11 protein-coding genes are annotated in these 18916 nt (G+C 64.7%); 4 read left to right on the top strand and 7 right to left on the bottom strand.

Annotated features, from left to right (window positions below):
- Positions 1-262: 262 nt before the first annotated feature.
- Positions 263-4060 (bottom strand): P-loop NTPase fold protein, encoded by a 3798-nt coding sequence (locus tag MRBLWH12_RS11045; RefSeq protein WP_363548821.1) that lies wholly within the window; start codon positions 4058-4060, stop codon positions 263-265.
- Between the two features lie 389 nt (positions 4061-4449).
- On the opposite strand from MRBLWH12_RS11045, the gene MRBLWH12_RS11040 reads away from it, so the two are divergent.
- On the top strand, positions 4450-6723 hold the full coding sequence (locus tag MRBLWH12_RS11040; protein ID WP_363548819.1) for a hypothetical protein: 2274 nt from the start codon (positions 4450-4452) through the stop codon (positions 6721-6723).
- A gap of 156 nt (positions 6724-6879) precedes the next feature.
- On the opposite strand, the gene MRBLWH12_RS11035 is transcribed toward MRBLWH12_RS11040, so the two are convergent.
- Positions 6880-7194, bottom strand: a complete 315-nt coding sequence (locus MRBLWH12_RS11035) for a hypothetical protein (protein WP_363548817.1) — start codon at positions 7192-7194, stop codon at positions 6880-6882.
- 189 nt (positions 7195-7383) lie between these two features.
- Between MRBLWH12_RS11035 and MRBLWH12_RS11030 the strand changes: the two genes are divergently transcribed.
- Positions 7384-10434, top strand: a complete 3051-nt coding sequence (locus MRBLWH12_RS11030) for an AAA family ATPase (RefSeq protein WP_363548815.1) — start codon at positions 7384-7386, stop codon at positions 10432-10434.
- A gap of 277 nt (positions 10435-10711) precedes the next feature.
- On the opposite strand, the gene MRBLWH12_RS11025 is transcribed toward MRBLWH12_RS11030, so the two are convergent.
- A complete protein-coding gene (locus MRBLWH12_RS11025; RefSeq protein WP_341977810.1) occupies positions 10712-12196 on the bottom strand; it encodes a PHB depolymerase family esterase in 1485 nt (494 codons plus the stop codon).
- Positions 12197-12206: 10 nt separating this feature from the next.
- Entirely contained in the window at positions 12207-13040 is an 834-nt protein-coding gene (locus MRBLWH12_RS11020; protein ID WP_363548813.1) for an alpha/beta hydrolase, read from the bottom strand.
- A gap of 227 nt (positions 13041-13267) precedes the next feature.
- Here MRBLWH12_RS11020 and MRBLWH12_RS11015 point away from each other — a divergent pair, with 227 nt between their 5' ends.
- Complete coding sequence (locus MRBLWH12_RS11015; RefSeq protein WP_341977814.1) at positions 13268-14491, top strand: MFS transporter; 1224 nt, start codon at positions 13268-13270, stop codon at positions 14489-14491.
- A 40-nt stretch (positions 14492-14531) separates the two neighbouring features.
- Entirely contained in the window at positions 14532-15986 is a 1455-nt protein-coding gene (gene gtfA / locus MRBLWH12_RS11010) for a sucrose phosphorylase (RefSeq protein ID WP_341977816.1), read from the top strand.
- 11 nt (positions 15987-15997) lie between these two features.
- On the opposite strand, the gene MRBLWH12_RS11005 is transcribed toward gtfA, so the two are convergent.
- The 3 genes from MRBLWH12_RS11005 to MRBLWH12_RS10995 are packed head-to-tail and all read right to left on the bottom strand — an operon-like array spanning position 15998 to position 18916.
- Positions 15998-17089 (bottom strand): helix-turn-helix domain-containing protein, encoded by a 1092-nt coding sequence (locus MRBLWH12_RS11005; RefSeq protein WP_341977818.1) that lies wholly within the window; start codon positions 17087-17089, stop codon positions 15998-16000.
- Positions 17052-18095: an alpha/beta hydrolase gene (locus MRBLWH12_RS11000; RefSeq protein WP_363548810.1), complete on the bottom strand. Its 1044-nt coding sequence runs from the start codon at positions 18093-18095 to the stop codon at positions 17052-17054. The genes MRBLWH12_RS11005 and MRBLWH12_RS11000 overlap by 38 nt, the downstream gene beginning before the upstream one ends.
- Positions 18092-18916, bottom strand: a complete 825-nt coding sequence (locus MRBLWH12_RS10995) for a carbohydrate ABC transporter permease (RefSeq protein ID WP_341977822.1) — start codon at positions 18914-18916, stop codon at positions 18092-18094. The genes MRBLWH12_RS11000 and MRBLWH12_RS10995 overlap by 4 nt, the downstream gene beginning before the upstream one ends.

Raw genomic sequence — 18916 nt, 5'->3', positions numbered from 1 at the left:
GCTCGCACCACGCCTGACGACGCGGACCTAGGGCGTGTCTGACAGGGCATCGGCCCATGCCACGGCTGCGCTAAGAACGTCGAAACCCACGTCCTTTTCGGCTGGTGGACATTTGATGCACAGCACTCATCGCGCACGCGTCGACCGCCGTGGTGCGGACGCGGCCGGCATCCGCCGGGTCGGCGCGAAACTGGGAGCGGATCGTGAAGGACGCGCAACAGCAGCCGTCGATATGCGATGAAAAGAAGCGTCTCTTGCTGACCTAGCGGAGTGCCTTCAACGCGGCGGACGCGGCGGCCTTCTTCTCGCCGATACGCCAGTTCCGACTAGCAGGCTTACGAGCCGCGGCACGCGACATCTTCCCCGGGCGCAGCGCAGCCCCCAGGGTGGCGGCAACTGCAGTGCTCGGCTCCTCGGATATCCAATGGAGCATCGCGCCCCCGACGGTCTTCGCCACGAGTTGGTCGAACTCACCATCTGTGCTGGTGGCGGCGAGAGTGATGGATGCGGCTGAAGCTTGCTGCGCGGATGAGGTGAGCTTCGACTCGACCTCCGCCCAGATGTCGGCACGTTCGGCCATATGGAGCGGAATCGTGATGAACGCCCACAGGTGCTGGTCGCCCGTCCCGCCAACATCGAGGGTGTCGGCGAGCAGGATGCGGACAGCGCCCATGTAGACGTCGTAGTCCGCCGAGGCAAACGCACGTGCGAACGACGCCCGCGCCGGAACTGGCGGCTGAAGGACAGCGATCCTCCGCAGTAGTCCAGCGACAGCCGGGTCCGCCTCGCTGGCCTCGAGCCCACGGGCTGCGACGGCGGCCATCGCGTCCTCCGATTCGGCAGATAGCGCGAGCTCCAAAGCCTTCTCGAGCGGCAGCACACGGGCCAGCGGCTGAGCGCGTGTCTTCATCGCTTCCGTCGGCTCGTCAGCGTCTAGGTGCGTGTCGATGTGCGCGGTGAAACTCGCGTCCACGAGTCCGCGATTATCGAATAGGTCGAACAGAGCCCAGTAGTCCGCTTCGGGGGCCTCCTCCACGAATGGTGTCACGGTCGCCGCCACCTCAGCCGACAGCTCCTCGGACCATGGCATCTGCGCAAGCGAGGTGAGGGCCCGCACCTCGTGCGCCCCACCGTAAGGAAGGATCCTCCCGAACGCATCGAGCAACTCCCGCTCGCAGTCCACGGAGACGCGCCCGGTCGCCATGACGAAGGCTGCCGCTTCTGTGGCGTCGGTGCTGTAGTCGATGGAACGCTGGAACATTGGGACAAGCTGCGCCATCGCCTTGTCGCCCCACTCGGTCGGTGCCCTTGCCGTCAGGATGTGTGGGGCGATACCTGAGACGAACGCGCGGGTGTCCTCATCTCCGAGCGCTGCCACCCAGGCATCGACTACGGCGGTGGACGCGGTCTCTTCCATCTGCGGGAGAAGCGCGCACATGCTTTGAACAGTTCCCCCGTATGAGACACCCTCTGCGTCGATGCCCCCAGGGTTGCGGATCCAGGCGTCGATGAGAGCTTTCGCGAGGGACGTGTGTGTCTTTGCCCCCTGCGTGACCATCGCGGTGAGGGTCGGAAGGGCGAGAGATGCCGGGTAGGTATCGGCGTCGACCCACCCGGCCAGCAGCGACGATCCGACGCTGGCAACGGAGTGCGGGTTGGTCGCGTTCTTCCAGTACCCGTACTCCGGATTCTGGGTAGTCGTGCGGATCGTGACCGCCACCAGGCCGTCCTGCATCTCGCGCACCGGTTCCGCGTCGTCGGCGAGCGACTTCTGGGCAGTCGCCGCCGATTGGAGAACTTCAGCGAGCTGTTGATCCGTGAACGTGTACGCGCGCGTGCTTTCGAGTGCGATTGCCGATTCGAGAGTGTCAACTCCAACCTCGACGGCCGCGCGAAGCGCCTTCATGTCTGCCACCGGGATCTGCTCGGACACCTGAGATGTGATCACGACAACGTTCGCGAAGTCGTCTTCGTTCGCGACAGCGGTCTCGCCTGGGTCTGACGCCAACGCGACGGCGCGTCCAAGAAGTGTGGCGGCGAACGCATCACCGAGGTCTTGGCGGGTCCAACGCTCGACGTCGCTCCACGAATCGACATGCGCAATCCGCTCTTGCGCCCAGGACGAAAACGCCTTCTCGCCGAGCACGGCGCGAATTTGAGCACGGCCGCCCCACAGTGTTTCTTCAGCGTTGACGTCGGAGGCATCCAACGCAAGTCGGACCAGGGTCTTCGCGTCCTCCGGGGACGCGGATTCGGCGAGCACGAGCGCACCAGCGACGTCGGTCACAGCTTCGGACCGGCGGTTCGCGGCGGCGGCCACCGCGCGGGCAACCTCCTGATCCTGAAGTGCGGGGGTGGCTTGCGCGGCCTGGATGACAGCGGATGCGGCGTTCGTGATCTCGGGGTCTTCGAGCTCACGCAGGACCGATACCAGCAGCTCTCGGAACAGAGCGACCGCGTCGGTGCCGGCCGAGTGCGCTGCGTTGGCAAGGTCTGCGAGTGCAGCGGACTGGTTGTTTGCGAGAGCGGAACGGAGCTCGCGTGCTTCCGCGTTCCCGAGCGTCAGGCTGAAGCGGTCCTGCCCGAGGTAGAAGAACGGGAACAGATCGACATTCCCAGGCACCCATCCAGCAGTGCGGGCGAGGTACTTGTAGAGGGGCCGATTCTTCGCCTGCGGGAACGCGCTCAGCTTCGAGAATTCCGTGTCACCCTCGCCGAGGGACGACGCCCGGGATCCGATATCGACGAGCGCCAAATCGTTCAGCGCCGCCTTGAAGAACGACGCAAAATCCGTCTTCAACACCACGACGCGAGCCAGGACATCTGGGTGCGCGGTGACAGCCTCCGCGCGGAGGGAGCGGCGCCCTTCGCGCTTCTCGCGTGCGAGCGCGAGGCGGTAGTCGCTACTGAACGCGTTGATGAGGCGGACGACGTGGCGAGGGTCGGCGACGTCCTCGTAGACGAGCATCGAGATGACGTCGTCCACGCGCGTATCGAGCTTAGCGGCGAGTGCCGGCGCCTGCGTGCGGAGTACGTCGCGGGCGTAGTCGCGAAGGTCTGGACTCTCGTGAACGGGTACCTCTTGGCGGAGAGTGAAGAGCCGGTTGAGGAAGTCCTGGGCGTGTTCCCCGTCCAACTTGCCGTCGGTGTCCAGCGCCCCTCGGATGATCTTCTCGGCGACGGACACGATGAAGACCGGCCGGAGGTCTTTCTTGCAGGTTAGTTGGAAACTCCGGATGGCGTTCAAGGCCTCGAGGATCTGCTGCTTGGAGAGGCGGTCGATATCGTCGACAGCCACAACAAGGCGGTGCTTCGCCTTCGACGCGAGCGTGGCGAACGCCCGCTCATGCTCGTCAGCGGCCTCAACCCGGGGCCGCTGGGTGACGCTTGTGCCAGGAGTGAGAAGCGATGTGAAATTAAACTCGCTGCCGCTGAGTTTCGTAATGAACCAGATCAATGGGACGAAGACAGTTGCGCTTGTGAAAAGAGGCACGGCGAACTTCTGGAGGTTCTCCCAAGCCTCCGCTCCTACAACCGCGGCGATGGCTCCGGAAGCGATGAGCGCGATGACGATAACCGCCAGTGTGAGCAGGATGAAGCCCGTGCGCGTCATCTTCAATTTCGCCTGGAACTTCGTAAAGATGCGCCCGAGCGGAGAGTTCGCGGGGTCGCTGATGGTGATGGTCTGAGCGCTACGTAGCGGCTCGAGGATTTCCTCTGCGTCCGACGCCTTGATCTCTCCCGCATCGACGAGCGCCTCCGCGAACCCATAGACAGCTGCACGATGGAACCCGACCGGCTCGTGACGTTCGGCCGACATACGAACGACACGGAGCTTCTTGTGCCCAACGAGCTTCGCCTGGAGAAGCTGGATGATGGTGCTCTTACCGACACCAAACTCGCCGAACAGGCCAATCATCCGCCGATGCACGCTTGGCTCAGTCACCATGCGGTAGAGGTTGTCGGCGATGTCGTTGTGACCGAATGCGTCCTTCTCGACGTCGCTGATGGGCGCGTCGATGACGAACCAATTGTCGGGGGTGCTCGCCTCGGCGTTCATGGCTCTCCTCTGAGTGGTCGTGGCGCCGGACGGCATCGGGCACAGATTATCGAACGTCTCGACGTTCCCGGTGGAATGATGGAACGTGGCGTGCTGCGTTGTGATCACTCGTGCGGTCCGCCATCGTGTGCACCTCCGCGAGCGCACCCGAGGACGGGCGATGCCGTTACTCGCGAGGATCATTCCCTTCGCATGTACTGTGTGAATCGGGGCGCCTAAGGGGGCGTAGACCGGGGGTTACGATGTCTTCTTCAGGTGCACGTACGCGGACGGAGCTGGCGGCCGACTACCCGGACGAGGAGTGGCGCGAGCGCTTCCTCGATCTGCGCACTCTGGTCCATATTCTGGCTCACTCCATAATTCCGTCGGGCTTCAAAGCATCCGACGAGTTGAACCGTGCGATCGTCCTCTCCGATTCAGGCAAGAAGCTTCGGCATCAGTTGGTCGCCAATGAGTCTGTCGAAACCAAGGACGCGAATCTGCTGTGTCTGCTGACGCTGACCCACGTTGACCCGCTCATCGATATCGAACGCATCGACATGGGCAAGCTCGTTGACGCGGTGTCCGAGATGATTCGGGACAAGCGCATCCTGTACCCGATGATCTTCGGGCGCGGTCTCTACGACGAAGCCGTAGCCCTCTTTCCGGAGGAGCGCGACGAGCTCAAGCACGGCGACACAATGCGACTGCTCCAAGATAAGCCGCAGGGCGTCTTCCACGACGGCCACTACCTCATCGGCCCGTTCGGGCTCCAGCGGCTGGAGTTCGAACGAGATCTCCATCCGTCTACGGACATCCCGCTGCAGCACTGCAGCGATATCTCCTGCACTGCGATCCACAACGTCGGTCTCTCCACCAGTCGCGAGGCTGGAGTGAACCAGCACCGGCCGCTCGCGAGCAAAATGCTCCGTCAGTTCGCCAACGAGCCATCCGACTGGTCCGGCTTCGCGGCGGATCTCATCGAAGAACGATACAACCCGTATGAGATCAACGACGCCTCCACGCTGCCGTTCCTGCTCGGGGATGGGCTCCACGACACCGAGCTGAGGAAGCTCCTCAAGCGAGTCGTGGACACATCAGACGGGCGCACTCGAACGTGGGCTTCGTCGTTCGGGTTCTCCGGTGACGTCGATAAGTGGTCAGCCGAGCTCGACCGCGCCAGTCTCCTGAACCTCCTTCTCACCGAACCCGACGATGCACTGGCCGAGGCTCTCGACGCCGCAGTGCAGGAGGGTGAGATCGAGGTGCCCGACGGTGAGGTCCGTAAACCCGTCGTGAACCATCGGGCGCGATCCGGCGCTTGGGGACTTCGGTCCGAGCTGAGCTCGATGGGCTATCGGATCATGCCTGGTAGCTCAACCGTGACACTGTTGCGTCTCACGTCCCTTGCTCGTTCTCTCTTCGATCCCGAGTCTGCGGACGAGATGAACGACCTTGCATGGCTACTCCGCGGACACCCGGGAACGACCACGGAGGAGCGGTTGGAGAGCTTCCTGCGCACCGCGAGTCCGCGGGAGATCCTCTCAACCTTGGTCCTTTCAAGGGAAGGGAACGCGAAGAAGGCTGCGGAGGTCCTCGGACTCAACATCGGCGGGAATGACGATAGCTTCCTGGACGCGATGCTCTGGAAGTTGGGTTTCGTTCCGAACCGTAGGCCGGACATCCGCGATGCCTATTGGCGGAACCACAACACCCTGGAGAAGTTCGTCGTCACTCCGCTCAAGACCAATGACTCGGCCGAAGAAGCGCTGCGTAAGGTCGCCGTCAATTACTTCGTCGCACTCGAACGCCACCTCTTCGATTCGCTCATTTTCGCCACATGGGCGCTCCTCACTGACCATTCGATGGCTGGGAGACCGTTCGAGTTCCACCTGCAGTCGGCTCGCGACTTCACCATCGCGACGCTCAATAGCTCCGTCGAACGCAAGGACGGCGTGGAGCGCAACGACCTGCGCGAGGGTCCTGTGCTCGCGGAGCTCGTGCAAGGGTTTATGCGGCTGTCTAACCACCTCGAAAGCCTGCGGGGTCGGGAGGACGACTTCCGCCGTGAGAAAGACGAATACCCGCGGTTCGTAAAGCAGACGGACCTGCAGCGTTTTCCCTTCGAACACACGATTCCTTACCTCGATCTGACAGCCTCATCGCAGGTATCCCTGAGGAAGACCTTGCGTGACGTCAGCACTCGACTAGGCGACTCCGGCATTCTCAGTGCCCGCAACGGCCTGCTCCACGCGGAAGGCAAGCAGCGGACCCCCACCACAGAGGAAGTGAACTCTGCCTTGGACCGTGCCCGGGAGGTGCTCCGTTCCTTGGAGCAGATCGGGTGCGTGCGAGTGACCTTCGAAGTGGTCTCGAGCGAGACGGATCAGTGGGGTCGCAGCAGTACGCTACTGTCTGCGAACGGCACGGAGATCCGCGTGGCGGGTCCCTCCAGTTACGAGCTGCTCGGGATGCCTTCACTGCACCGCAAGGTGTACTTGATGCAGGGTGCCGTCTTCGCCGCACCGAACGAGATGCTGAGGTTCCGAGAAGGATTCGATTCCCTTTACGCCGGTTACTGGCGCGACTTCGTTCGGCGGCCTGAGCCGGCAAACCGAGCCTCTGCCGCACAGATGGCAGATTCCGGAGCGGACGTTGAGGCGCCCGCGGCAACTGGCGCATGACCTGACCGATAGATTTCCGCTGGCGGAAAGTCTGGCTCGATGTACGGTCGCCGGTGGTGGCTGTGGTGATCAGCGTCCGCCATCGCCCCTAGCGACGGGGCCGCGGTTCGGTCAACCCATCTGATGGAGTCGAGAAATCGCCAGTCCAACTTAACCTCATTGACTCCACACCCAGGCGTCGTTTCGCGCGTCCCGTAACTCCTCCTCGAGGCGCCACTCGTAGAGCAGCGTGATGTTGCGGGGCGCGTCCTCATCGAGAAGCGTGACGTTCAACCACTGCGCCCATGCCCACGGCGATTTCACCCTGGCCTGAAGGACGAGAAGCACCTCCTGCAGCACTTCGACCACCTTGCCGCCCAGTAGCCGGAACGACGGGAAGAGATAGACGTCGTCATCGTTGTGCAGCATGAGGAGTCGTAGATTGTTCCCAGCCTCCATGACCTCTGCCTCTGCCCCGAGGGTGCGGGCCATGCTCAATATCGTGTAACAAGGGCCAACGATTCTCGCCCACGGGTTGGGCTCATCCGCGGTCATGGCTTCTCCTCATGGATCTGAGCATCACGAATTCACGAATTCACGAATTCACGAATTCACGAATGCACGCAGGCACTTTCTGTGGAACTCGTTTTGAGTTGAGCAAGAACGGCGTAGTGTGGATGTGTGCGAGGAGGTCTCGAGCGCTGGAAACGGGGTGTCGGATCGCAGGGTGTTCGACAGGCGCTCGGGTACGCGCTCAAGGGCTCGTGTGACTCCCACCTCCGCGAAGCGACGGGAGTCAATGCGCTTGCCGGCTACAGCGCCGCCGCATCGGTTGGCGTCACCCGTTTCACGGTCGAAGCGGGAATCATCACAATCGACGCGCTCGACGAGACCCAGCTGCGCCGCTGGGTCGAGGGCCGCGATCCAGATACCGGTGAGCTCCGCGGACGCGACCTAAGTTCCCCGGACGCGGATCTGATCCTCGACGGGACCATCAACGCTCCGAAGTCGTACAGCATCGCCGCACTGATCAACGAAGACCTCGCGCGAGAGCTCGAACTCCTACAGGACCGCCTCCGGGATCGGATCATCACAATCTGGCAGCGAGAACTGAATGCGCGGCGCGGCGCCGGTGGGCGCATCCGTGAGTCCCTCCACCGCATCGAGGTCGTCGAACTACAGCATCGACGTTCACGGGCGTTGGACCCGCACATCCACCGGCACCTGTGGCTGAACGTCAAGGTACAGGGCGACGACGGCCAATGGTCTAACGTCGACTCTCGCGTGGCGATGAGGTTGCATACCGTCATCAACGCCGAAGGCGAACTCGCTGCACGCACCGATCCGGAATGGATGGCCGCACTCGCCCGCCACGGGTACTCGCTCAACTCCGAGGGCGAGATCGCAGCACTCGCCCATGCGGTGCGCCCGCTGTCGCGCCGGTCGACGCAGATCGAATCGAACCGGTCCATGCTGCTCGTGGCCTGGCGGCGGGAGTATCCGGGACAGGAGCCGAGTCCTGACCAGGTGCACCGGATCGACCGGCTCGCGTGGGCGAGAGCCCGACCGAACAAGCCCGGCGACCTGGACGAGACGGCATGGGAGAAACTCATCGCCGGTGAGCTTGGCGCGATAGATTCTGACCTGTTGCGCGCCCGTCGCGAGGTACCATTTCGCGCGGTCTCTGTCGAAGGTCTGGATCTTGACTTGCTAGCAGCGCAAGCGATCGTCGAGGCGGATGCGCGGTCAGCGTGTTGCGGAGGAAGGTTCAGCCTGTTCGACGTCAGAGCTGGCGCGACGCGTGCGCTCGCGGGTTGCGGCGTCGTCGCCCCGCGCGATCACCTGCAACGAGTGATCGACGATGTCATCGACCGCGCCCTCAGATTGGCCACCGACTTATTGAAAGATGAGGCAGAGCGCCCAGCGCACGTGAAGGCATACATGGCGTCCACGACCGCTCGGCTGAAAGTCGAGCTGGGCGCACGGTTCGACGCGCTGAGCCGTGCGGGCGAGGCCATCGGCAGTGACGTGATCGTTCGGATCGCCGCTCAGGTCCTCGACGAGTACGTCGTGCTCGATGAGCGACAGGTGCAGGCCGCGGCGGCGATTGCGGGGACCGATCGACTGGTATCGGTGACGGGGCCGGCTGGCGCGGGGAAGACAACGATGCTGCGGGTCGCGAAAGTAGCAATCGCGCGGCAGGGGTATCGGATGCTGGTGGTCGCGCCGACCAAGAAAGCGGCATCCGTCGCCGAGCGTGAGATCGGTACTTCCGCGTCGAGCCTGCACGCGCTCCTCGCCGATCACGGGTTCCGCTGGGGGCGAGACCAGGCGGGAGCCGAAGCGTGGAGTCGCCTCGCTGTAGGCGACGTCGATCCCGCGACGGGGATCGAGTTCGCCGGACCTCGACGGTTCCTGCTGGCTGGAGGTGATCGGGTGGTGGTGGACGAGGCGGGCATGGTCGACCTGCAGACTGCGACGGCGCTGGCGACCGTCGCGGACGAGACGGGAGCCGGCGTCGCGATGGTCGGAGATCATCTCCAAGCACGTCCGGTTGGGCATTCCGGGGCAATGGCTTCGATGACGCGTCGGGCGACCGCGGTCGTGGAGCTGACGGCGGTGCATCGATTCATGGATCCGGACTACGCGGCGCTGACGCTGCGGATGCGGGAGCCGGCATCCAAGGACGTGGCTCTCGCCGTCGCCGCCGAACTCGACGGGCGTGGTTTGATTCGTCGCGTCTCCGATCACGACCAGGCGCGAGAGGAAATGATCGATGCCTACTTCCGATGGGCTGCCAACAACGGTCGCGTGGCGTTGGTCACCAGCAGCAACGAGGAAGCCGATGCGATCAACGAGAGGATCCAGCAGCGTCGCCTCGACCGCGGACAGTTGGGTGACACGCGCATCGTCGTCGGGCAGCGGGAGCAGCGACTTCTGGAGGGCGACATTGTCCAGACTCGTCGCAACGATCGACGGACGGGCGTCGAGAATCGAGCAGTCTGGGTCATCCGCAACATCGGGCCACGGGGAGTGGAGCTCGTGAGCCTCGGCGACAGCGGCGATACCTGCACGGTCGCGCATGAGTACACCGCCGAGCATGTGCACCTCGCATACGCGTCGACGGTGCGCGGCATTCAAGGGGAGACGACGGATGCCGCGATCGTCGGGCCTGGCGTCGACGCAGCGGGCCTCTACGTCGGGATGACTCGCGGTCGGGCACACAACGTGGCGATCACTGTTGCGCGCACGGATGCGGAAGCGCTGGATCAGACTGCCGACAGCATGATGCGCGGTATTCCAGAGGTGAGTATCGAGGACTCGATTCGGGCGGCGCGGATCGAACTCGGGCGGGCGGCGCGAGTGGGTGATCCCGTGAGGGGTCCGGTGCCCGGATTGGGTGACCGGCTCGTGCGTCAGGATATTTCGATCCGTGCCGCAATGGCGAAGCTTCTCGAGACGGATGCCCGTATCGCGGCGAAGGATTCGTCGGCGCATGGCCGCAAGAGTGGTGCAGAAGTCGATTCGTTGACGAACGCGCGTGCGGAGCTCGTTGCGCAGTACGAAGCGCGAGCCGACGAGTACTCGGAGCTTACTCGCCAGTACGGCGGCCGCCTACACGTCGATGGCGGTCGCTCTGGCCAGAGCCTGATGGGTCAGTCGGCGCACGATCACTCTGGGGTTTCCGACACTCGAGTTCCGTTGGCCGACGGTTTGTCCCTGGAACGATGACGCGAACACTTGCTGGGACGCGGTATTCACGCGGGATTCCGTTCCGGCGCGGCTGGCGGTGTTGCGGACGTGCATGGGGAGAAACCCGATTCCGAGCAGTGGACTGCAACCTTTAGGTCCCTAGGAATCTCGGGACGTCATTGAGCCTCCCGCGGGGGAGATCAAGGGCGGCACGGGTGAAGCGCCCCCACCGCAGGCGGAAGTTGGCGGAGATTGGGATCGACTCGTTGCCGATCCTGTCTCATCTGAAGTGTCAAGACTGGCCACTCTGACGGGCTTACTCGTGAGATAGCAGGAGATCGGCGATCAGGCGGGCCATGTTTCCTGACAGCTGCGAGTGGTGATCAGTTACGTACACGACGCCGGAATGTGTGGAGGCTCGGAAGTCGAGGATGGCTTCGGCGAGCCACTGCACGGGAAGGCAGAGAACGCCATCTCGCCAGACCGCTTCCGCGAGCATCGCTGTGATGCGCCCATCGACCACGCAGCCGATGGCTCCACGGGCGAACTGTAGCGTGCGTCCGTCCTTAAGCGTGAGCTCCGCGACTCGCCCATCGTCGTCGTCAGCGAGTGTCGCGTCGAAGACCTCCGCGAGCAGATCGATCGGCGCGAACACGTAGCTGCCGCGGGACAGCGTCGATCCGCCCCGGCCGTGGTACTGGACCGAGTCCCAGACGAAGGCCGGGGTCGACATCGGCACTCTCCGACCCGACACCCACGCCTTGGCGCGCCCCGCCGCGACGGCGAGAGCAAATGGATCCCCGGTGCGCGGCAGCAACGACTCGTCGCGGACGATCGACCCGTCCGCGTCGCGGCGAACCCCGGAGAACAAGTGGTCCCAGACCAGCTCGGCGTCGTCGAAGGTCTGGCCGTGGTCGCGGTTGTGCACGTCACGGAACACCACGTCGGCATGCGCACCGCGATAGAAGGCGAAGTTGTCCGTACCCCTCACCGCGATCACGGGCGGATCGGTCACGCCGTTCAGGCGCAGCCAATAGTTGCGATTGGCGACGACCACCGAGGGGATGTCGTCCGAGTAGTACGTGCCCGCCAGATCGAGATCCAGGCGCGACTCCCACACGGCCAGGGGGCCCGCTTCATTGATGATCTCGCCGTCGGCGTCGAACAGCATCGCGGGGTCGGTGGGACCCCCCGACCCCGCGACACCCGCCAGGACACCACCCAAATGTCGCGCGAACTGCGAGGCCATGATGTTTCCCGCCGACATGCCATGCACGAAGATCCGCTCGCGATCGATGTCGTACTCTTGAGCCATCCGCTCGATGAGCGCGCGCACGAACTGCAGGTCATGATTGGCCTCGACGGATGCCGCGGGTGCGGGCAAGTAGAGGCCTTCCGGGTTGGGCCTGGTCATTCTGGCGACATGCTCCGCCGCGACATCGATCGCCCACATCCGTCGCTCGTGCGCGTCGGGAAAGACCACAACGAAGCCCTCGCGCTCGGCGACCGCCGTCCACGACGAGTAGACGGCCTGCCCCCAGCCGGTCATGAGGCCGCCGTGCAGCGAGATCACGAGCGGCAGGGCAACACCCGGCCGACAGCCGCTCGGCACGAAGGTGTACCAGGTGTCCTCGACGCCGTCGACGAGAACCTCCCGATGCTCGGTCAGCCCTGCGGGATACGGCTGCGAGTTGTTGCCGTTCTCGTTGACGACGATGTCCGAGTGCTTGAGCGACTCCGGGAGGTAGTCGCGATTGGCGTCGTCCGGCGTCCCGGGCAGAAGACGGATGGCGGAGTTCATGCCGACTCGCTCAGACCGCGTCGTGGTCGATGTCGCGCAGCCCGAAGAACTCGAACGCGTCGCGCACCGCCACATCCCAGAAGTCCCATTCGTGCGCGTAGCCGTCGCGGACGAGGAACTCGGCGTCGAGGCCTATCTGCTCGGCGTGAGCGCGGAACGGACGCAGGTCATCCATGACGTAGTCGTCGTCGGCCCCGCACGCGAAGAGCAGGCGCGGCAGCTCCCCGGATGCGGCGCGCTCGTCGATGACGCGCCAGGTGTTGTCCGGCGAAGCGAGGAACGCGTCCAACCCGCCGGCGTTTTCGATCGACCGCGAGAAGCGCTCGGCGACAGGGCCGTCCGACGCCAGGTACTCCGGCGTGAGCGTGGCAAAATCGCGCGGCGAAGCGGACAGCGCTGCCGCCGCAGCGAAGCGCTCCGGATTGTTGACCGCGTACGTGATGGTTCCCCGGCCGCCCATGGACAGTCCGGCGATGAAGTTGTCTTCACGTCGACTCGAGACCGGGAACCAGTTGTGCACCAATGGCATCAACTCGTCGAGCAGGTAGTCGTACATGTTATAGCCGAGCATCGCGCGGCTCCAGTTGGCGTAGCTGGTGTTCATCGCGCTCGGCATGACCACCGCGACCCGCTTTTCGGTGGCGTACCGCTCGACGTTCGTCTTGCGCACCCAATCGGTGTGGTCACCGTAGGTGCCGTGCAGCAGCCAGACGACGGGCAGATCGGTGGTCGCACCATAGAACTCCGCCGGCTCTCCCTCCCTCGGCATGTCGGGCAGGATCACGCTGAACTCCTGATTCACGCGCAGGTGCTTGCTCGCCATGTTCATCGTCAGCAGTGCCATCTGTCCTCCTCGAGCTGGTGCGGCCGGCTCGGGTGCGATGCCGTCGTGGCCGTAAGAACACTATGCCCAGTGACCCTCGGCCGTGTCAGCCGCCGGGTGGCGGATTCTACGACCGCGATTGCGGTCGAGGGGCGGCTCAGCGGCACCCGCAGTGCGCATCAGGATGGCTTGGGGGAGCGCTGAACACCATGGCGCCCAGGGAGGCTGAACGTGCGAGGTATGTCGTGATGACGCGCGCCGGTGGCTCGCCCCGCATCTGGACGGGGCCTTTCGTCGCGCTTTTCGCGATCAATCTCGTCATCACCTTCGCGCAGTTCATGACCATTTCCCTGATTCCCAAACTCGCCGTGTCGCTCGGCGCCACGTCGATCACGGTCGGCGTCGTCACAGGGATCTTCGCCGTGACCGCCCTCGCGGTGCGGCCGGCGGTGGGATGGGCCACGCTGAAGGTGCGGCACTCGTACCTTCTGATGGGCACGCTCGCCCTGATCATCGTCGCCTTCGTGCTCTACGGAATCTCCGACAGTATCCCGGTGCTGATCGCCGCCCGCCTTCTCCACGGCGCAGCCATGGGCTTCCTCGCACCGGTGACGCTGGCCCTGGCCAGCAACGCCCTGCCCGCGTCGCGGATGGCGCAGGGCATCGGCGTCTTCTCGCTGGGCCAGGCTGTCAGCACCGCCGTGGGGCCGTCGGTCGGCCTGTGGCTGCTGGAGACGTTCGGGTCCCTCCCGTCCTTCCTCCTGGGCGCGGTCCTGCTGCTGGGCGCCGCGGTCGCGGCCGGGTTCATCCGCTCGCCGAGGCCCGGGCCGGCTGCCGAGCAGCGTTTCGGCTGGCGATCCTTCATTGCGGTCGAGGCGATCGTCCCGGCGACGGTGATGCTCTGCCTCGCCGGAGCCTTCTCGGGTGTGAACGCGTTCATCGTGCTGTACGGCGAAGCGCGCGGCGTCGCTCAGATCGGGCTGTTCTTCGCCGCGTACGCGGTGTTCATCCTGCTGTCGCGGCCGCTGGCGGGGCGTCTTGCCGACACCTACGGTCTCACGGTGGTCATCGTGCCCGGACTGCTCATGTTCGCGGTGTCCTTCATCGTGATCAGTCAGGTGACGACTCTCACGGGCTTCCTGATCGCCGGCGCGATCTCGGCGCTCGGTTACGGGATCTGCCAGCCGGCCATCCAAACCCTGTCGCTCATGTCTGTCAGCCCGGAACGGCGAGGCGTAGCCAGCAACACGAACTACATCGGAATCGACCTCGGCTATCTTCTGCTACCTGTCGCGGCGGGCTGGATCGTGACGGCGAGCATGGATGCCGGCGCCGCGACCTCGGACGCGTATTCGATGATGTATCTCGTCCTGATCGTGCCGATCGGAATCGGCCTGCTGGTCTTCCTGCTCTTCGGACGCGGCTCCCGGGGCCCCGGCCACGCCGAACCTCTCGTCGAACTCGACGAGTGACCCCTACCCACCCGGATCGGAACCCACCATGCTGCCCGTCGTGAACCAAGCGATGCTCATCACCTACGCCGACAGTCTCGGAGGTGACCTCAAGGCGTTGGCCCGCACCCTGCGCACACACTTCGCCGGCGCCTTCGGAGGTGTGCACATCCTGCCGTTCTTCCCATCGTCGGGGGACCGGGGATTCGCGGTTGTCGAGTACGACATCGTCGACCCCGCCTTCGGCGACTGGTCCGACATCGACGACATCGGACGCGACCACTATCTGATGGCCGACTTCATGATCAACCACGCGTCGATCCGCTCTCGCGAATTCGTCGACTACATGCGCCGAGGCGACGAGTCGCCCTTCCGGAAGATGTTCATCCACTGGGACGAGTTCTGGCCCGATGGCGATGCGACGGAAGACGAGATGGCGGCGCTGTATCGGCGCAAGCCGAATGGCCCGTTCTTGGAATTCACCCGCGACGACGGCCGCGTCGTCCGCCTCTGGAACACGTTCTTCGCCGAGCAGATCGACATCGATCCGTGGCAGCCGGTCACGCAGGAGTACTTCGCACGCAACCTCGGCATGCTCGCCGAGCGCGTCGCGATCGTTCGCTTCGACGCGTTCGCGTATGCCTCCAAGCGGCCCGGAACCAGTTGCTTCTTCGTGGAACCCGAAGTGTGGGAAGTGCTCGAGATCGGCATGGAGCCGTTGCGCGCCCGCGGGACGGAGATGCTGCCCGAGATCCATGAGAACTACGGGATTCAGTTGAAGATGGCCGAGAAGGGTCACTGGGTCTACGACTTCGCCCTGCCGATGCTGACGCTGCACGCGTTGTTCACCGGTCGGTCCGACCGACTTCTGCATTGGCTCGAGATCTGTCCGCGCAAGCAGTTCACGACGCTCGACACCCATGACGGAATCGGCGTCGTCGACGTGGTGGGACTGCTCACCGAAGACGAGATCGAGTTGGTCTCGGATCGCGTCAACTCCGAGACGGCCGTGCTGCGCGAGGTCGTGCCGCTGCCCGCGTCCGTGATCCGCAAGGGGGCTGCTGGCGCGCAGAAGTACCAATTGATGTCGTCGTACTACTCCGCGGTGGGCGAGGACGACACGGCATACCTCCTCGCGCGGGTGTTTCAGCTGTTCGTTCCCGGCATCCCGCAGGTCTATTACGTCGGTGCGCTGTTCGGTGTGAACGACCTCGAGGCGCTGGAGGCCGCGCGCGATCCGCGCAGCGCCAACCGCCATGACTACACGCTGGACGAGATCGCCGAGCGGGTCGGCAAGCCGCAGATCCAGAAGTTCTTGGAGGTGCTGCGGTTCCGCAACACGTTCCCGGCCTTCGGCGGCGCGTTCACGGTCATCGAGGAGGGCGCCGGCGTTCTGCGATTGACATGGTCGGATGCCTCATGCTCCGTCGCGCTGGTCGCCGACTTCCCCGGTCTTGCTTTTCGCATCACGACTCGTCGCGGGGATGCTCAGGAGGAGCTGGTCTTCTCGTCCTGAGTGCATCCGTCTCAGGCGTCCGGTGGGACGTCGAAGGGTCGCGGAGCCAGGCGCACCTCGGTGGCCATGTTCTCAGGCGTGCCGAAGGAGGCGAACCGGTACGCGGCGCAGGCGAGCCACAGGTGATACACGTGCCGCGAGTTGGCGAGGTTGAGGTTGAAGTGGTGCTGCAGCTTGTCGATGCGCTTCTGCACCGTGGAGTGATGCAGCCCCAGCAGGTCGGCAGCGCCGCGGACGGAACCGGTCTGGGTGACCGCGGTGACGGTCTCATCGAGCCAGGGCATGTTCTCCGAGTCGATCGCATTGACGATCGGCTCGGCGAGCAACTCATCGGTCTTGGCGCGCAGGAACAGTGGCGCCAGGACGCCGAGCTTGTCCCAGGGCAGGGCCTCCCCCTGACGCGCGAGGCGAAGCACGACGACAGCGCGTCGCCACGAATCGAGCAGGTCCACGACGTCGACAGCCGGGCCGATGCCGTAGCGTGCACGCTCGCCGACCTCGTACTCCATCTCGAACGGCGCCGGGCGGATCGTCGCGCCGACCTGCACGCCCTGCACGGTCGTGTAGGCGTGAAGTCCGTCCGTGCGCGCGGGGGGCACTTGGGCGACGACCTGATAGCGGCGCGCGGTATCCAAGCGAAGCGCCGCGAACAGTTGATGGCGCCGCTCGCCGGGCACGGGATCGTTCAACAAGACCGACCACGCCTGAGCCGGTTCGGGAGTGAGCGCCTCCATGCGGCCCGTCCATCGGTTCACGCCCTGTTCGACGCGCTCCAGGATGAGCTCATGGAAAGTGCTGCGCTCGTGCGTCTCGACCCAGACTCGGTTGCTCGAGGACGATGCAAGCGTGCGCTGGAGCCACTCTTCGGAGGGTTCGAAGCTGCGGTCGGCGCGCAGTCGCTCACCGTTCGGGGCGATCCGGAGTGTCAGACGCCGCTCGTTGAGCACCATGCCGACCGCGGACGCGCTCAACGCCGCTGCGCCGCGCAGGTAAGTCTCGGGGCCACCGGCCCGGTCGTCGAGTGCGTCGAAGTAGTCAAGTACTCTCAGCGCGGCGGAGGCGTCTTCATCGTTCTGCGCCAGTCGCGCCAGCAGATCTCTCATGCTGCGTCGCCTCCTGCGGTCCATATCCGAACAGCCGGCCCAGCCAGTTGCGCCGTGACTCGATCGCCGCCTGGGTCACCGCCGCGTGGGGGTAGCTCTGAAAACCGTGGAACCCCCCGCTCCACACGTGCAACTCGGCATCCCCGCCGACCTGCCAGATGCGACCAGCATAATCGATGACCTCCGTGCGGAAGATCTCGGCCGAACCGACCTCGAGCAGCGCCGGGGGCAGGTCACCCAGCCGCGGGACACGGCCGGGCGCGTTGCATCCGACCTCGTTCTCGGGGACCCCGTCGAGCACCATCTTCCACGCAGCAGAATTCTCTTCACGGTTCCAGGGCCCGGAGGGCTGCTGGCGCATCGAGTCACCGTCGCTGTCAGGGTCGAGCATCGGGGCCATAAGCAGCTGCCCGCGCAGCGCTGGTCCGCCGCGGTCCCGTGCGAGCACGGCCGTGCCCGCGGCAAGCCCGCCCCCGGCGCTCATACCCGCTACGACGATCGCCGCGGGATCAATGCCCCACTCGGCGGCGCTGGCATGCACGTGACGCAACGCCGCGTAGCAGTCCTCGACGAGCGTGGGCGCCTTGGCGGTCGGGGCCAGGCGATAGTCGACGGTCACGACGCTCACGCCGAAGTCGGCGATCCACCTCGGGAAGTCCGTGACGCCGTCCCAGGGCGTCCCCATGATCATCCCGCCCCCGTGGATGTAGATGATGCATGGGCGTGGCGAGCTCGAGGACGGCGAGAACACGTGATGCAGCGGGACGCGGTAACCGTCGTGGGCCAACGCATGATGGTCGAGGACCACCAGACCCAGTGCCTCGAGCTCGCCGCGTGACACGTCTGATGTCGCGCGGACGTTGGCCTGAATTTTCTGGAGGAGGTCGATATCGTCGAAGTCCAGGACATACGGCCCGCCGGCTGCCCGGAGTGAACTGGCGAGCTCGGCATCATAGGCGGGGCGGACGGGAACGTCGCTGGTCACGGTTGCCTCCTCGAGGGTCATCCTTTCACCGAGCCTTGCAGAAGAGCCGCCGTGAACTGCCGTTGGAACACGATGAACACGAGCAGAGTCGGAACCATCATCAGCAATGCGGCCGCGCACAGCATGACGACGTCCGTGGCCTGCGCGCCCTGGAACCCGGCGAGCGCACCGCCCACCGTGCGCCTGGCGGGATCGTCGATCATCACCAGCGTGAGGATGAAGTGGTTCCACGTCCACAGGAAGCTGAGGATGACCATCGTCGAGATGGCCGGACGGGCGAGCGGCAGCTGCACCTGGAAGAACGTACGGATGGGGCCGGCGCCATCGAGTTGAGCGGCTTCTTCCAGCTCGGCAGGCATGCCGAGGAAGTGGGCGCGCATCCAGAAGATTCCGAAGGGAATCTGGATCGCCGCGAGCGGCAGCGCGACGCTCCACACCGTGTTGGTCAGGTTCAGTTCACGCATCGTCAGGTACAGCGGCGTGATGAGACTCTCGAAGGGGATCGTCAATCCGAGCAGGAACACGATGAAGAGAACTCCCGCGAACGGCACGCGCAGCCACGTCAGCGAGTAGGCCGCCATGGTCGCACACAACACGACCAACGGGACGACGATCAACACCAGCGTCGCACTGGAGACCATAAGGGTCGGGAATTGCGACAATTCGAAGGCCGTCGCGAAGTTCTCCCAGTGCAACTCGCGCAGGAACGAGATCCCCGAGGGGAGCGTGTTCGGCGGCGAGAGGGCGACCGACAGGAGGGCGACGAAGGGGAGGAGGGTGAAGAGCACCAGGGCGACGAGGACGACGGCGCTGAACACACGTTCGGTACGGGAGATGCGCAC

Source organism: Microbacterium sp. LWH12-1.2 (assembly GCF_040675825.1).
Classification (GTDB): Bacteria; Actinomycetota; Actinomycetes; order Actinomycetales; family Microbacteriaceae; genus Microbacterium.
Note: the sequence above shows the minus strand (reverse complement) of the source record. Positions and strands in the feature narration are given on the sequence as shown.

Bases quoted from the DNA above. Each gene is read 5' to 3' on its own strand.
- MRBLWH12_RS11005 (WP_341977818.1), bottom strand. From the start codon at position 17,089: ATGAGAGATCTGCTGGCGCGACTGGCGCAGAACGATGAAGACGCCTCC.
- MRBLWH12_RS11035 (WP_363548817.1), bottom strand. From the start codon at position 7,194: ATGGCCCGCACCCTCGGGGCAGAGGCAGAGGTCATGGAGGCTGGGAAC.
- MRBLWH12_RS11015 (WP_341977814.1), top strand. From the start codon at position 13,268: ATGACGCGCGCCGGTGGCTCGCCCCGCATCTGGACGGGGCCTTTCGTC.
- MRBLWH12_RS11025 (WP_341977810.1), bottom strand. From the start codon at position 12,196: ATGAACTCCGCCATCCGTCTTCTGCCCGGGACGCCGGACGACGCCAAT.
- MRBLWH12_RS11000 (WP_363548810.1), bottom strand. From the start codon at position 18,095: ATGACCCTCGAGGAGGCAACCGTGACCAGCGACGTTCCCGTCCGCCCC.
- MRBLWH12_RS11045 (WP_363548821.1), bottom strand. From the start codon at position 4,060: ATGAACGCCGAGGCGAGCACCCCCGACAATTGGTTCGTCATCGACGCG.
- MRBLWH12_RS11020 (WP_363548813.1), bottom strand. From the start codon at position 13,040: ATGGCACTGCTGACGATGAACATGGCGAGCAAGCACCTGCGCGTGAAT.